The sequence below is a fragment of the Trichlorobacter lovleyi genome, assembly GCF_015239775.1.
In the GTDB taxonomy this organism is placed as follows: domain Bacteria; phylum Desulfobacterota; class Desulfuromonadia; order Geobacterales; family Pseudopelobacteraceae; genus Trichlorobacter; species Trichlorobacter lovleyi_B.
The window spans coordinates 2,799,198-2,812,532 of the sequence record NZ_CP058409.1 but is presented as its reverse complement, the minus strand read 5'-3'; the positions used below and the strand labels follow the sequence as shown (position 1 = coordinate 2,812,532).

20 protein-coding genes are annotated in these 13,335 nt (G+C 55.0%); all 20 read left to right on the top strand.

Features of this window, described 5'->3' with window-relative positions:
* Positions 1–88: 88 nt before the first annotated feature.
* The 20 genes from FY034_RS12985 to FY034_RS12890 all read left to right on the top strand — a co-directional run bounded on the left by FY034_RS12985 (position 89) and on the right by FY034_RS12890 (position 13,330).
* Entirely contained in the window at positions 89–304 is a 216-nt protein-coding gene (locus FY034_RS12985) for a hypothetical protein (RefSeq protein WP_265551203.1), read from the top strand.
* Positions 294–506: a TraR/DksA C4-type zinc finger protein gene (locus FY034_RS12980; protein ID WP_265551202.1), complete on the top strand. Its 213-nt coding sequence runs from the start codon at positions 294–296 to the stop codon at positions 504–506. Before FY034_RS12985 ends, FY034_RS12980 begins: the two co-directional genes overlap by 11 nt.
* The gene (locus FY034_RS12975; protein WP_265551200.1) at positions 503–904 is read left to right on the top strand and encodes a hypothetical protein; all 402 of its coding nucleotides are present in this window, start codon (positions 503–505) and stop codon (positions 902–904) included. Before FY034_RS12980 ends, FY034_RS12975 begins: the two co-directional genes overlap by 4 nt.
* Before the next feature lies 1 nt (position 905).
* Positions 906–1,238 carry an ArsR family transcriptional regulator gene (locus FY034_RS12970; RefSeq protein WP_265551198.1) on the top strand — a complete coding sequence of 111 codons (333 nt, stop codon included), beginning with the start codon at positions 906–908 and terminating at the stop codon, positions 1,236–1,238.
* Position 1,239: 1 nt separating this feature from the next.
* Positions 1,240–1,809, top strand: coding sequence for a DUF3486 family protein (locus FY034_RS12965; protein WP_265551197.1), 570 nt, complete (start codon positions 1,240–1,242; stop codon positions 1,807–1,809).
* Positions 1,809–3,251 (top strand): terminase large subunit domain-containing protein, encoded by a 1,443-nt coding sequence (locus FY034_RS12960; RefSeq protein ID WP_265551196.1) that lies wholly within the window; start codon positions 1,809–1,811, stop codon positions 3,249–3,251. Before FY034_RS12965 ends, FY034_RS12960 begins: the two co-directional genes overlap by 1 nt.
* 189 nt (positions 3,252–3,440) lie before the next feature.
* Complete coding sequence (locus FY034_RS12955) at positions 3,441–4,976, top strand: DUF935 domain-containing protein (RefSeq protein ID WP_265551194.1); 1,536 nt, start codon at positions 3,441–3,443, stop codon at positions 4,974–4,976.
* A complete protein-coding gene (locus tag FY034_RS12950; RefSeq protein WP_265551192.1) occupies positions 4,973–5,785 on the top strand; it encodes a phage minor head protein in 813 nt (270 codons plus the stop codon). The genes FY034_RS12955 and FY034_RS12950 overlap by 4 nt, the downstream gene beginning before the upstream one ends.
* Positions 5,786–5,787: 2 nt before the next feature.
* Complete coding sequence (locus tag FY034_RS12945; protein ID WP_265551190.1) at positions 5,788–6,408, top strand: phage virion morphogenesis protein; 621 nt, start codon at positions 5,788–5,790, stop codon at positions 6,406–6,408.
* A gap of 304 nt (positions 6,409–6,712) precedes the next feature.
* The gene (locus FY034_RS12940) at positions 6,713–7,714 is read left to right on the top strand and encodes a phage protease (RefSeq protein WP_265551188.1); all 1,002 of its coding nucleotides are present in this window, start codon (positions 6,713–6,715) and stop codon (positions 7,712–7,714) included.
* 3 nt (positions 7,715–7,717) lie between these two features.
* Positions 7,718–8,122: a hypothetical protein gene (locus FY034_RS12935; protein WP_265551186.1), complete on the top strand. Its 405-nt coding sequence runs from the start codon at positions 7,718–7,720 to the stop codon at positions 8,120–8,122.
* Between the two features lie 25 nt (positions 8,123–8,147).
* On the top strand, positions 8,148–9,068 hold the full coding sequence (locus tag FY034_RS12930; protein ID WP_265551185.1) for a Mu-like prophage major head subunit gpT family protein: 921 nt from the start codon (positions 8,148–8,150) through the stop codon (positions 9,066–9,068).
* A 13-nt stretch (positions 9,069–9,081) separates the two neighbouring features.
* Positions 9,082–9,261: an HI1506-related protein gene (locus tag FY034_RS12925; protein WP_265551183.1), complete on the top strand. Its 180-nt coding sequence runs from the start codon at positions 9,082–9,084 to the stop codon at positions 9,259–9,261.
* A gap of 54 nt (positions 9,262–9,315) precedes the next feature.
* Positions 9,316–9,756: a gp436 family protein gene (locus FY034_RS12920; RefSeq protein WP_265551182.1), complete on the top strand. Its 441-nt coding sequence runs from the start codon at positions 9,316–9,318 to the stop codon at positions 9,754–9,756.
* Positions 9,756–10,169: a hypothetical protein gene (locus tag FY034_RS12915; RefSeq protein WP_265551180.1), complete on the top strand. Its 414-nt coding sequence runs from the start codon at positions 9,756–9,758 to the stop codon at positions 10,167–10,169. Before FY034_RS12920 ends, FY034_RS12915 begins: the two co-directional genes overlap by 1 nt.
* A 9-nt stretch (positions 10,170–10,178) precedes the next feature.
* A complete protein-coding gene (locus FY034_RS12910; protein ID WP_265551178.1) occupies positions 10,179–11,237 on the top strand; it encodes an Ig-like domain-containing protein in 1,059 nt (352 codons plus the stop codon).
* Positions 11,238–11,248: 11 nt separating this feature from the next.
* Positions 11,249–11,494: a hypothetical protein gene (locus FY034_RS12905; RefSeq protein WP_265551176.1), complete on the top strand. Its 246-nt coding sequence runs from the start codon at positions 11,249–11,251 to the stop codon at positions 11,492–11,494.
* On the top strand, positions 11,494–12,558 hold the full coding sequence (locus FY034_RS12900; protein WP_265551174.1) for a phage tail tube protein: 1,065 nt from the start codon (positions 11,494–11,496) through the stop codon (positions 12,556–12,558). The genes FY034_RS12905 and FY034_RS12900 overlap by 1 nt, the downstream gene beginning before the upstream one ends.
* Before the next feature lie 101 nt (positions 12,559–12,659).
* Positions 12,660–13,034 carry a hypothetical protein gene (locus tag FY034_RS12895; protein ID WP_265551172.1) on the top strand — a complete coding sequence of 125 codons (375 nt, stop codon included), beginning with the start codon at positions 12,660–12,662 and terminating at the stop codon, positions 13,032–13,034.
* Between the two features lie 17 nt (positions 13,035–13,051).
* Positions 13,052–13,330 carry a hypothetical protein gene (locus FY034_RS12890; protein WP_265551170.1) on the top strand — a complete coding sequence of 93 codons (279 nt, stop codon included), beginning with the start codon at positions 13,052–13,054 and terminating at the stop codon, positions 13,328–13,330.
* The last annotated feature ends 5 nt before the right edge of the window (positions 13,331–13,335 follow it).

Here is a 13,335-nt window from a genome sequence, read left to right as displayed (position 1 = left end):
GCGGCACTGCAGATCCTGGCCTATCTCCTCCCGATTATCGTGGAGGGGATACGGTCCTGGGACGCACGGAACAAGGGGGCAAACCACGATGCAAACATCCAGATCTACCGCAAGGCTCTTGCACAGGCTGATGCTGGCCAGCTGGCTAATCTACATGCTGATCAGCATGATCGGGTGCTCAGCGCGGTACGTGGCCATTGATGCGGGCGGTACCGAGGTGACTATAAAAAAAAGCGAGCTGGACCGGATCTATCAGGATAACGAGCTGCTTTTGAAGGCGCTGGAGGACTGCCGTGCCAGATGAGATTGACCGCGCCCAGGAGATCAACGAACAGCTTCTAGGCGATGCAATAGCCGCACAACAGCGGGCCATGCCCAGAGGTGAGAGCCTGGTTGAGTGCGAAGATTGCGGAGAAGAGATCCCGGAAGCCCGCCGTATGGCCATGCCCGGCTGCCGTAAATGCATAGACTGTCAGACATTACATGAACACTGGAGGGCGTTGTGACGATTACCTGGGCGCAGTTTATTTGGGCTGTTGGTCTGTTTCTGGTTTGGAATGGTTTCCTGGTCACGATAATCAAAATATTGATTTCAAGGGAAGTCAAAGGGTTCCAGAGTCGGCTTGAAGCAGCCGAGAAAACAGCCTCAAGCGCTGAAAAGGCTATAGCTACAGCTACTGCAGACCAGAAACAGGCCCTGTCAACAACCGCTGCAGATCTGAGGCTGGAGATAGAGCGCAAAAACGTATGTGGTCAGCACCAGCGGATGGAAGATAACGATAAAGAGGTTTTTCAGATCCTGCGCCAGTTGCACGGTGATATCGGCACGCTGGTGGGTGAAATAAAGGGTCTACGGAACTCAATGGATATAGTCAATCAGCATCTGTTAACTGGAGGTAAATAGTATGGGATATGCAGACGCCGTAACCGCAAACATCCGCCTGATTATCCTACGTGAGCTGGCCAATACCACCGGCTATGCCAGCAACGACAGCGTGTTAAGAATGGTGCTGGCAGAATGGGGCCAGGCCGTAAGCCGTGACCGTGTCCGCACTGAACTGACATGGCTGGCTGATCAGAACCTGGTGTCGTTAACCGCCCTGGGTGAATCTGGCGCACAGCGGGTTATGCTTACTGAATCCGGCCTTGATGTAGCCACAGGCGTAACCACCAACCCCGGCGTACAGCGCCCCAGCCCCGGACGTGCTACAGCCGGTATGCCCGGCCTGGAACGCTAACATGCCAACCCCGTCGACCATTGATAGATTGCCGGAAGATATCCTGCGCCAGCTCCAGCAGCTACTCCAGGATCCCCGTTGCACTCAGCTGGAAGCCACCGCCAAAATCAACGAAATATTGGCGGCTGAGGGGCACGAAGAACGGGTCACCAAATCCAGCGTAAACCGCTATGCCGTCAAGATGAAAGAGATAGGCGATAAGCTGCGGCAGAGCCGTGAAGTGGCCCAGATGTACATCGCCCAGGTAGGTGCAGCTCCCCAGGGACAAACCGGTCTGTTGATCAATGAAATGCTCCGTTCAATGGCCTTTGAACTGTCGTTAAAGATGCAAGAGGCGGATGTGGAAGATCCGGAAGCAATGAGCGCCACTATCGGCCAGCTAAAGAACCTGGCGCTTACCATGCAGCGTCTGGAACAATCCGCCACCATCAACGTCAAGCGCGAAGCGGAAATCAGGAAACAGGCCGTTGAACAGGCAGCTGATAAAGCCGCAGACGTGGCCCAGGCTGCAGGCGTATCTGCCGAGACTATCCAGCGCATCCGGCGCGATGTCTTGATGATGGCGGGATAATGATAGGTAACGCCAAGCTCATACCCTCCAACCCTGGAGGGCTGTTTCTTCCATACCAGGAAAAGTGGATACTTGACCGCAGCCGCTTGAAGCTGATGGAAAAGGCCAGGCAGATCGGTTTGTCCTGGTCCACCGCCTACGCCGCCGATGAACGCACTGCAGAACAGGGCGCCCGCTTCGACCAGTGGATCTCCAGCCGTGATGATCTGCAGGCCCGTTTGGTGATTGAAGACTGCAAGATGTTCGCAAAGGTGCTTGATCTGGCAGCCCAGGATCTGGGCGAGATCGTCATTGATCCGGACAAGAAGATCAGCGCCTACGTTCTTCACTTTGCCAATGGCAAGCGTATCCACAGCATGTCTTCTAACCCTGACGCCCAAGCCGGTAAGCGGGGCGGTCGTATCCTGGATGAATTTGCCCTGCACCCTGATCCACGTAAGCTCTGGTCCATCGCCTATCCCGGTATTACCTGGGGCGGTAACATGGAGGTTATCTCCACCCACCGGGGTAGCGGCAACTTCTTCAACCAGCTGATCCGAGAGATCCGCGAGCACAACAACCCCAAGAAGATCAGCCTACACCGGGTCACATTGCAGGATGCTCTTGATCAGGGCTTTTTGTGGAAGCTGCAGCAAAGCCTGCCTGCCGACCACGAAGTGTTGGCCATGGATGAGGCCGCTTACTTTGATTTCATCAAGTCAGGCTGCGCTGATGAGGAATCGTTCCAGCAGGAATATATGTGCGTGCCTGCCGACGATGCCACCGCCTTCCTAGAATATGACCTGATTGCCGGATGCGAGTATGGCAGCCAGGATAACTGGGAGTTTGGTTCACCGGAAGATTGTAAAGGTAAGCAGATCTACGCTGGTATCGATATTGGCCGGACCAAAGACCTGACCGTACTCTGGGTGCTGGAGCTGCTAGGTGATGTGCTCTACACCCGCAAGGTGATTGAACTGCGCAACATGGCCAAACCTGATCAGGAAGCCATCCTGTGGCCGTGGGTGAACTGGATGGCCCGTACCTGTCAGGACTATACCGGTCTTGGTATCGGTTGGGGCGACGATGCGAAGAAACGTTACGGTGAGTACCGCTACGAAAACGTTACCTTTTCGGCCCATGTTAAAGAGACTCTGGCCTACCCGGTGCGGGGCAAGATGGAAGATAAAAAGCTGCGTATCCCTTACAAGCCCGAAGTCCGTGCCGATCTGAGGGCTGTCACCAAAGAAACCACCCCGGCGGGGAATATTCGTTTCACTGCAGAGCGATCTGAAAACGGCCATGCTGACCGTTTTTGGGCGCTGGCCCTGGCAATCCATGCGGCGGGGAACAGTGGCCCGGTAAAGCTTGCCTACCACGGCATCAAAAAAGCGGACCTGACCGACATGCCCAGATCGATCAGAACAACCCACGGCATAGGCCGACACAGCGGCGCGCTGTAATGGCCTCAAAGCGCAATATACGCCGTAAACAGTGCGGGCATAAAAAGCGCTTTACAACGTCAAAACTCGCAAAAGACGCAATGTATGCGCTAATCCGTAAAGGCCTGCACAGAAGCGGGTTTTTGCATGTCTACTACTGCACGTTTTGCAATGGCTATCATTTCGGCCACAGCATGGGAAGGTGACAAAATGACTCTCTATGATGCCTACGGGCACCCAATACAAAAACAGATCCTGGATAAACCGCTGGCAGCGCCATCCCTGTCCGGCGTTCGCAGTCTTTGGAACTACTCCTACATCACCGGTGGTCTGACACCTCAGCGGCTGGCCACGCTGCTACGGGCCGCTGCTGAAGGCGATGCAGACGCCCAGCTGACACTGGCTGAAGAAATGGAAGAGAAAGACCTGCACTATGCCAGTGTGCTGGGCACCCGCAAGCGTGCCGTGGCCCGGCTGCCTATTGTGGTAGAGGCTGCCAGTGACAGTGCAGATGACGTTAAAATGGCCGATGAAGTGCGCGCCCTGTTCAAGCGCCCCGGTACCAAGGCTATGATTGAAGGGTGCCTTGACGGCCTGGGCAAGGGCTACAGCGTGGTAGAGATGATCTGGGATAAATCACGTTTGCCCTGGCGTCCGACCTACACTTGGCGTGATCCCCGCTTTTTCCAGTATGATCGTGAGACCCTGACTCAACTGCGCCTGAAGGATGAAGCAGATCTGTTGAACGGTATCCCCTTGCCGCCCTACAAATTCATAGTCCACGAACCGCGCCTCAAGATGGGCATCCCCCTGCGTAACGGCCTGGCCCGACTGGCAGCCTGGACCTACTGTTTTAAAAACTTCACCGTTAAAGACTGGGTGGCGTTTTGTGAGGTCTTTGGCATGCCGTTGCGGGTGGGCAAGTACCGCCCCGGTGAAACCGAGGACAACATCAACATCCTCAAAAGCGCCGTGGCCAACCTGGGCAGCGATGCCGCCGCTGTAATACCTGAAGGCATGCTGATTGAGTTCATCCAGCAGAAAATGTCCGGGGAACTGCCGTTTGAGCGAATAGCCGATTGGTTTGATCGCCAGATGTCTAAGGCCATCCTGGGCCAAACAATGACCGCTGATAACGGCAGCAGCCAGAGCCAGGCCACCGTGCATAATGAGGTGCGCGAGGATCTGCGGGACGCCGATGCCGAGCAGCTGGCTGAAACCCTGCTGCGTGACCTGGTTATACCCTACATAAACCTCAACTGGGGGCCACGAGAGAACTATCCTCAACTGTTCCTGCGTGAGCCCAAGGCTGAAGACATAACCGTCATGGCCGAGGCCCTGGCCAAGCTGGTGCCGCTGGGCGGTATCCGGGTGGAGGCATCCCAGGTGCTGGACCGGCTGGGCTTTGCCGATGCCGCCTCGGATGCGGTTTGCCTGGGCGATAAACCGCCAGTTAATGACAGTGCCAAAAACACCGCCTTAAACCGTGAACAGGTCACCCCGCAATTTACGCCAGTACAGCAATCAATAGAAAACCTGAAGGCAGCCGCTATTGATGCTGCTGCTGGTCCGCTGCAAGAGATGGTAAGTCAGGTCAAAGAGATCATTGCCGGGGCTGCCACGTTTGAAGAAGCCCTGGCCCGGCTGGATGACGCCTACGGCACCGTTGAAGCCCGTGCGCTGGCAGATCTACTGGCCCAATCCATGTTCATGGCGCAGCTGGCAGGCAGGATTAACACACCATGATCAACCAGGCCCTGGATATACCACCGCTGCCGCCAGAACAGGCCATAGCCTGGTTTAAGGCAAAAGGCTACCAGTTCAGCTGGGACTGGTCTGAAATGTGGCAATCCGCCCACAGTAGGGCTTTTACCGTGGCCAAGGTGACCAGGGCCGATATCCTCGCCGATATCCGTAACTCCCTGGTAGAAGCCATGGAAAACGGCACCACCTTTGAACAGTTTAAACAGGATTTAACGCCCCTTTTACAGCGCAAGGGCTGGTGGGGCAGGCAAGAGGCGGTTGATACCGTTACAGGCGAAACCAGCATGGTGCAGCTGGGCAGCGCCTACCGCCTGCGTACCATCTTTAACACCAATATCCAGACCTCGCTGCAGGTAGGCCACTATCAGGCCATGACTGATCCTGATGTTTTGCTGGCCCGCCCGTACTGGCGTTACTCAGCTGTTATGGATGGCCAGACCCGGCCAATGCACCGCAGCTGGCACAACATCATACTGCCTGCCGATTCGCCCTGGTGGGATACCCACTACCCCCCCAATGGCTGGAACTGCCGCTGCACGGTTGTATCCATGTCAAAGCGCGAGATTGAGCGCGATGGCCTGCGGGTGTCTGATATGCCCGCAGAAAATCTGCAGCCCTGGACCAACCCCAAAACCGGCAAAACGCTCTACGTGCCAAACGGCATTGATCCCGGCTGGGCCTATAACCCCGGCAAAGACCCGGTGGGCCATGCTCTGGCTGTGGCGCGGGAATCTGCAGCAGCAATGCCTGAACCACTGCGCTGGCGTCTGCTGGCAGATCTGGAAGGGTAGCCGTGTCAGGTTTTTCGATAGAGGTTAAAATTACTGATGCCGCTGTAAAGCAGCTGCTGTCGGAAATACAGCAACGAACCGGCAACCTGACCCCGGCCATGAAGATCATCGGCCAGATCGTCAGATCATCAGTGGTCAAAAACTTTGAATCTGAAGGTAGACCAACCCCCTGGAGGAAAAGCCGCAGGGCAGAAAAAAGGGGCGGTCGGACGCTTACAAAGTCTGGCCGGTTGATGAAGTCAATTACATCAAAGGCCGGTCAATCGTCGGTAGAGATCGGCACCAACCTGGTCTATGCACGCATCCACCAGCTGGGCGGATCTGTTAACCACCCGGCCAGAGAACGGGTGATACATTTCAGGCGTAACACGGTAGACCTGTTTGCAAACCCAGCCGATGCCAACAGGCAGTTGCGGATGACGAACGGCAAAACATTGTATTTCAGAAAAAAAGCCGGGGCCGGATTCAGCAGGGCCAATAAGCGGGCGCACTATGCAATGAAGGTCTCTACTGATGCCTACACCATAACCATGCCCAAGCGTGAATTTCTGATGGTCCAACCAGAAGACTGGAAAGAGATTGAAGCGGCTCTGGCCGAGTACCTGCTGAACAAAAAGACGTAAGCCAACCACAGCCCCTGTAAGCCGTTTTTATGGTGCCAGACGAACAGACACCGGCAGCAAACCCCAAAACTGGCACACGGCAAAATTTAAAGACGGTTTAAACGGGGGTGTGAACCAAGTGAGAAGGGCGAAGTTTGAAGTTTGAAACAAACCCTCTCTCCTTTTCGCCCTTCACTCTTCGCCCCTTCACTCTTCGCCCTTCACTCTTCTTCCTCTCCCCTGTTTTTTCTAAACCCCTTTATTTAGTCCAGACATCACCCCCGGTGTACGGTGCGGACATCGCACCGTACTAACGGGAGGGGCAATGGCTCTGAACAGACAACAAACCGCCACCAGGGCGGCGCTTAACTTTGAACTGCCACAGTCGGCATCTGGCGCACCAGAGTGGATTCCGCTTTTGCCTGGCGGGTCTGCGCTTGTTGGCCGTGATGGCCGATCTTGGATCAATAGCGCGCCTGAAGGTGTCGTGTCTGGGTTCGTCACTGATGCCAAGGATATGCCGCTAGATTGGGAACATGCCACTGAGTTAAAGGCCCCCAAAGGCGAAGAGGCACCGGCAGCCGGTTGGTTTAAAGAACTGCAGGTCCGCGAGGATGGTTCGGTCTGGGGTCGGATTGAATGGACCTCCAAAGGCCGCGAGGCTGTTGAATCAAAAGCCTACCGATATATCAGCCCCGTATTTATGTATGACACCGCCACCAATTTGATTATCAAGCTGACCTCGGTTGGCCTCACCAATAGACCAAATTTGTATCTGCCCGCCCTGAACCACGAACAACACATGGAGGAACTGTCTATGAATCAACAGCAATTTGCAGCACTGCTGGTGGCCCTGGGGCTTGCTCCCACATCCACCGCAGAACAGGCCCTGAACCAGGTTGCCAAGTTGAACGGTGACCTTGCTACCGCCCTTAACCATGCCAGCCAGCCGCCCCTGGATAAGTTTGTACCCAAGGCCGACTACGACCTGGCGCTGAACCGGGCAACAACAGCCGAGACCGCGCTGGCCGACCAGGAAAAAGCCACCCTGGAAACCGCCATCAATGCCGAGATCGACACGGCGTTGAAGGCTGGCAAGATCACCCCGGCCACCAAAGAGTACCACATTGCGCAGTGCCGTCAGGAAGGTGGCCTGGATCGCTTCAAGGCGTTCTGTCAGGCAGCTCCCACAGTAGCGGCTGACACGAACCTGGATAAGAAAAAAGCAGCCGAGGGTGAAACGGCCCTGAACGCTGAAGAATCACAGATGGCCGCAATGTTTGGCAACACTGCCGACGATATCGCCAAGTATGGCAAAGGAGCGTAACCCATGGCCCTGACCGCAGACCGCAATACTCAAATGAAAGATGGCGAACTGATCGCCGTACCCGTTGCCGCCAATGCCGTGATCCACGCCGGGGCCATGGTGGCTGCCAACGCCACCGGTTTTGCCGTACCCGGTGCAACTGCTACTACCCTGACCTACCTTGGACGGGCTGAAGAGGCTGTCGACGCCACCGGTTATACCGACGGCGTGGTGCAACTGCTGGTCCGCCGGGGCAAGGCGTTCAAGTGGAAGAACAGCGGTAGCGATGCAGTTACCCAGGCCAGCCTTGGTAAGGATTGTTACATCGTGGACGATGAAACCGTATCCAAAACCAACGCAGGCGGTAACACACAATCGGTAGCTGGAAAAGTAGTCGGCATTGATACCGACGGCGTCTGGGTTCTGTAACCCGTAACTATCCAAGGAGGATCATATGATTGTCAACGCATCCACCCTGTCTCAGATTTTCATCAATCTGAAGACCACCTTTAACAAGGCATTTGATGCCGCTCCCAGCCGCTGGCAGAAGGTCGCCATGTTGGTACCGTCCGGCACCAAAACTAACGACTATAAGTGGTTGGCGAACTTCCCGCGTATGCGGAAGTGGATTGGCGACAAGCAGGTCAAAGCTTTGGCCGCTTTTGGTTACTCCATCACCAACGATGATTATGAGGCCACCGTTGAGGTCGACCGTAACGATATTGAGGATGATCAGCTTGGTATCTACGCCCCACAGGCCGAAATGGCTGGGTTCTCAGCTAAGCAACTGCCGGATGAGATTGTTTCCGATTTGGAAAACGGCGTATTCACCCAGAAATGCTACGACGGCCAATACATGTGCGACACTGATCACCCGGTCACTGATAAGGATGGCAACGTACAGTCTGTGTCCAATAAGGGTACGGTTGCGCTCTCGGCTGCAACCCAGGCCGCTGCCATCGCCTCCCTGGGCTCTGCCCGCACGGCTATGCAAAAATTTACCGATGACGAAGGCAGGCCGCTGAACATCACTCCCAACGTGTTGTTGGTACCTCCTGCATTGCAGGATGTCGCTAATATCCTGGCAAACAACGACAAGTTGGATGACGGCAAACCAAACCCATTCAAAGGTACTATTGTCGTTGACTGCGATCCCCGCCTTACCTCTGACACTGCCTGGTTCCTGCTGGATACCACCAAACCGGTCAGACCGTTTATCTATCAGGAGCGTAAAAAACCGGTCTTCGTGCAGCAGATAGACCCGCAGGCCGATGACGTGTTCATGCGCAAGAAGTTCAAGTTTGGTGCAGAAGCCCGTGTGGCTGGCGGTTATGGTTTCTGGCAACTGATCTACGGTTCAACCGGTACGGCATAAGGAGATATGACTCATGATCAGAATTACCTCTAAACAAGCAGGCTTCCGTCGTTGTGGGGTGGCTCACCCCGAAGCAGCTACCGAATATCCCAATAACGCTTTTACCGCTGGCCAGCTGAAACAGCTGCAGTCTGAACCGATGCTGGTGGTGGAAATAGTGGCGGACAAGGAAGAAAAGAAAGCCGCCAAGTAAGACTGAAACGTAAAGGAGCAGGCCGGGGGAGCAATCCCCCGGCCAATGTAAATCATGCCCTACTGCACCCTGGATGACATACTTGGCGTTATCCCCCAGCGTGAGCTGATCCAGCTGACTGATGATGCTATCCCGCCTGCTGCAATCAGCCAGGCGGTAATTGATCAGGCTATTGCTGCAGCTGATACCCTGATCAATGGTTACATCGGTGAGCGTTACAGCATCCCGTTCACTGGCGTACCAGAGTTGATCAAAACCATTGCTCTGGATCTGGCTGTCTATCGGCTGTACCTGCGTCGGAAAAAAGGTGAACCGCCCGAAGCGGTAAAAGCCGCCCATGACAATGCCCTGAAACTGCTGCGCGATGTTCAGTCCGGTAAGCTCTCCCTGGGTGTTACCGCCGCCGGTGCCACTGTACCGCAAACCAGCGCCAGCGCCCCTATGATCAGCTCATCACCAAGGCTCTGCAGCCGTGACACTCTGCGGGATCTGTAATGCCTACGCCGACCATCACCACCATTGAAGAGGCCATTCTGGCCGCCATAACCAACCTGGGCGTATTCGCCACTGTCGAGAGTTGTGGCCGGTTGGCAATACCAGACACCTACACTTGGCCAGCCGTATTTGCCTATTTTGATGGTGATGCAGAAACACCTGATTATGCCGAGGCTGCTGATACACAGGTGTTCCAGGTGGTTGTGCAAAACATCAACCTGGCTGGTGAACAACTGGCTGCCCTGGATGCCTATGCGTTGATTGATCTGGTGCGTGATGCAATCAGGGGCAAAACCCTGGGGCTGGATGAAATTGAACCTTTCCGGTGCCGCAGACGCAAATTGACGGATTACGACGATTCCGAAGGGATGATTGAATACACCCTGACTTTTGAAACCACCTGGTATCGCTAGGAGTTACCAATGACACGCCATATCATCACCATACTGCTCTGCTGCCTGCTGGCTGGCAACGCCCTGGCCGGTAGTTACTGGTACACCAGGCCGGACGCCACCAGCCTGCCGCCATCAGGCCGCATCCTGATGTACGACCCAAACACCGGCACGGATAAGAACATCACAGGCGAAATACTGCGCGACCAGGTAGCGCCCAGTACCGACGAAACTCTGACCACCATCAGCCAGCCGTCGGACCTGCCGTTATCGGTGCAGCCAGCCACCGGCACAAACCCCTATCAGCGAAAACTGGAGGTCAAGGACAGCACCGGCAAAATCACCATGTTTGTCACTGCCAACGGTACCCAGGTGTTTGGTACTCCATTGGCCCTGGCAGTGGCGTCGGTCTACCCGGTAAACGGGACAACCGGTGCGGATGTTAATGCCGTGCCCACAATTACGTTCAACAAGGCTGTGTCGGCGTCTGTAGCAGAGATCTATCTGCAGGGCAACAGCACTGCGCCGGTAGCTGCTTTGGACACGCAATCAATCTGGACAATCCCGGCTGCCCCGCTGATCCACGGTACTACCTACACCGTGGTAGTTGCCAAAAACAACATTGTACAGACCGATGGCGAAACCTCCAGCAGCTGCGGTTCAGCCATGACTGATGTTGGCGGTGTCTGTCAGAGTACGTTTTCCACCACTCCCATCACCATCACCGGCTCATACCCGGCAGCCGGTGCCAGCGGCATAACCGGCACCGATGGCCAACCGTTTGATCCGGTTATCAGCGTCACGCTGGATACGCCGGTTACCGGGACAACCTGGGCTATTGATGACTGCATGTACTATCTGACCTACTGGACCGGCAGCGGCTGGTCGTCCAACTTGATAACAATACTGCCGACTACATCCGATAACCAAACACTGACATTCCCGGGCAATTACAAAAAGAGCTACAGCTCCTCGTTTTTGACCACCCACGGCATTTCAATCAAAAAACGGGTCGGCATTACCACCTGCCCGTCCGGCTGGACCGACACCGGTAACAGCTGCAAATTTACGTTTACCACCGCACCATAAGGAGGTGCCGCATGGCACAAATAACTGTAACCGGCCGCGACGATCTGGGATTCAGTCCCAAGTTCGGCGACATCAGAAAAGGCCAGAAGTACACCATCGAGGAAACAGATTTTGCAATTGAGCTGTTTATCCCGCCCAAGGGTTTCGACACCAAACCCTACGGGCCGCAACCGGTTGTAGCCGATGATCAGCCGGCCGCCTCTGGCCCGCTGCAAACAGGTGCCAGTGCTGAACAAATCAATCAGGAGGTGCTGTGATGCCCGGTAGCGTAGCCGGAGTCGAAATTCAATATGCAGCCAAGAAGGCCGCGACCTGGTTAACACCTGTGGCCTGCGGCGCCCTGAACGGTTTTCTCAGTCGCCCGGTCACCATCAATGACAAATCAGATGTCGATATTGACGACAGCCTGGGTACCTATTTTTCACCGGATGGCACGGCAGGCGACATTACCTGTGATGGTGCTATACCCCCCTACCTGCGGTATGCCGGGCAGGAGCTGTTGCTGGCGCTGGTGTGCGGCACAGCCGGTGTCCCTACAACCCATGCCGGTGGCACCCTGTCTAAAGACTGGGTCTACAAGCCTGCCAAGAACATTGACGGCCTGTTCGCCACCTTTGTGCGGAACATGAAAAACTACATCGCCGAGGTGCCCAGCCTCAAAATCTACGGATTCACCATCAAAGGCGAAACAGGCGGGTCGCTGGAACTGTCTCTGGATACCATCGGCAGCAATACCAACCGTAACACCACCACTGGTACCAATACCCTGACCACGGCCAACAACATTACCATTGCCGAAACAGGCAACCGGGTCAGATTTTCTCATGGTGTTTTCCGCATGAATGTGCAGTCCGGCGCGGCCCTGGGGGTAGGCGATAAAATTGTACCCAGTGCGTTTGAATTCTCCTTCAAACGCAAGCTGAAAGGTGTTTTCGGAGCCTACACCACCGGCACCACAACGCCCCGTGGCGTGGTCGATGAGCCTACCAATGATGATATGCCGGAAATTAGCCTCAAGCTGACCTTCCCACGCCATACCAGCGCTACCATGCTCACTGCCTGGGGTGATGATGTCCGGTATAAGATGGACGCCACTTTCACCGGCCCAATTATTGAATTGGCAATACCTTACCTGTTCCTGATGCAATGGCCACATCTGCAGATCAAAAACGTAGAGGCCATTGATGCCAAAGGTATCATCCAGGAGCCGCTTGAATTTATCTGCCATGGTGCTGCCACCGCACCAACCGGCATGACCGGCATCACCGAACCGTTCCGGCTGTCAGGCACTAACAAGTTTGCTACAGATCCGCTGGCGTAAAAACAGATGTTGAATGCTGAATTTTAAATTTTGAATTCAACATCCAACATTCAACATTTTAATGCCCGTTTAAGGGCCATTTAACCAGAGAGGATACAACCATGAATTTGAATGACCTGAAAAACAACGACCGCCTTTTCTGGGTGGATTTTGATGCAACCGTTTCAGTGCAACTGCGCCACGTTACCAAAGAGCGTTTGCGGCAGCTGATGAAACAAGCCACCACCACCCGCTTTGTGAACCATAAGCCGGTTGAAGAGTTTGATTCTACCCTGGGTGACGTACTGCTGGGCAAAGAGGCAATTAACGACTGGAGAGGCCCTAAATATGGTGAAGAGCCAGCACCCTGCACCCCTGAAAATATCGAGATCGCCATGAGGGGCCATAACGCATTCAGCGATTTCATCAACGCCGTTTGCGGCGACATTGACAATCTGATCAGGCTGGAAAAAGAGGCCTCAGCAAAAAACTGCTAGACCACCTGCGGGCTCGTATGGACTTCCCCGGCGTGTCCTGCGAGGCATGCCGGGAAGCTCAACAGGTGGACGGTGTAACGCCGGATTGCGAAGATGGAAAAGCCTGCCTTATCCCGGCCCTGGATGAACGAGGTGCCAGAGTAATGCAGATACGGGACAAGCTGGTGAGGCTGAAGGATCTGGTTGATGCAGGGACGGTATTGAAGATGTACGGCGCGGATCTGGATGATATTGAACTGCTGGCAGTGCTGGAAGATGAGATCAGAAAAAACGCTCCGGCGCCTGCCCAGCAATAGGGATT

What these genes read in the sequence shown, in the direction of transcription:
- FY034_RS12985 (WP_265551203.1), top strand. Translation starts at nt 89, where the DNA reads ATGCAAACATCCAGATCTACCGCAAGGCTCTTGCACAGGCTGATGCTG.
- FY034_RS12970 (WP_265551198.1), top strand. Translation starts at nt 906, where the DNA reads ATGGGATATGCAGACGCCGTAACCGCAAACATCCGCCTGATTATCCTA.
- FY034_RS12965 (WP_265551197.1), top strand. Translation starts at nt 1,240, where the DNA reads ATGCCAACCCCGTCGACCATTGATAGATTGCCGGAAGATATCCTGCGC.
- FY034_RS12960 (WP_265551196.1), top strand. Translation starts at nt 1,809, where the DNA reads ATGATAGGTAACGCCAAGCTCATACCCTCCAACCCTGGAGGGCTGTTT.
- FY034_RS12955 (WP_265551194.1), top strand. Translation starts at nt 3,441, where the DNA reads ATGACTCTCTATGATGCCTACGGGCACCCAATACAAAAACAGATCCTG.
- FY034_RS12950 (WP_265551192.1), top strand. Translation starts at nt 4,973, where the DNA reads ATGATCAACCAGGCCCTGGATATACCACCGCTGCCGCCAGAACAGGCC.
- FY034_RS12940 (WP_265551188.1), top strand. Translation starts at nt 6,713, where the DNA reads ATGGCTCTGAACAGACAACAAACCGCCACCAGGGCGGCGCTTAACTTT.
- FY034_RS12935 (WP_265551186.1), top strand. Translation starts at nt 7,718, where the DNA reads ATGGCCCTGACCGCAGACCGCAATACTCAAATGAAAGATGGCGAACTG.
- FY034_RS12930 (WP_265551185.1), top strand. Translation starts at nt 8,148, where the DNA reads ATGATTGTCAACGCATCCACCCTGTCTCAGATTTTCATCAATCTGAAG.
- FY034_RS12925 (WP_265551183.1), top strand. Translation starts at nt 9,082, where the DNA reads ATGATCAGAATTACCTCTAAACAAGCAGGCTTCCGTCGTTGTGGGGTG.
- FY034_RS12920 (WP_265551182.1), top strand. Translation starts at nt 9,316, where the DNA reads ATGCCCTACTGCACCCTGGATGACATACTTGGCGTTATCCCCCAGCGT.
- FY034_RS12915 (WP_265551180.1), top strand. Translation starts at nt 9,756, where the DNA reads ATGCCTACGCCGACCATCACCACCATTGAAGAGGCCATTCTGGCCGCC.
- FY034_RS12910 (WP_265551178.1), top strand. Translation starts at nt 10,179, where the DNA reads ATGACACGCCATATCATCACCATACTGCTCTGCTGCCTGCTGGCTGGC.
- FY034_RS12905 (WP_265551176.1), top strand. Translation starts at nt 11,249, where the DNA reads ATGGCACAAATAACTGTAACCGGCCGCGACGATCTGGGATTCAGTCCC.
- FY034_RS12900 (WP_265551174.1), top strand. Translation starts at nt 11,494, where the DNA reads ATGCCCGGTAGCGTAGCCGGAGTCGAAATTCAATATGCAGCCAAGAAG.
- FY034_RS12895 (WP_265551172.1), top strand. Translation starts at nt 12,660, where the DNA reads ATGAATTTGAATGACCTGAAAAACAACGACCGCCTTTTCTGGGTGGAT.
- FY034_RS12890 (WP_265551170.1), top strand. Translation starts at nt 13,052, where the DNA reads ATGGACTTCCCCGGCGTGTCCTGCGAGGCATGCCGGGAAGCTCAACAG.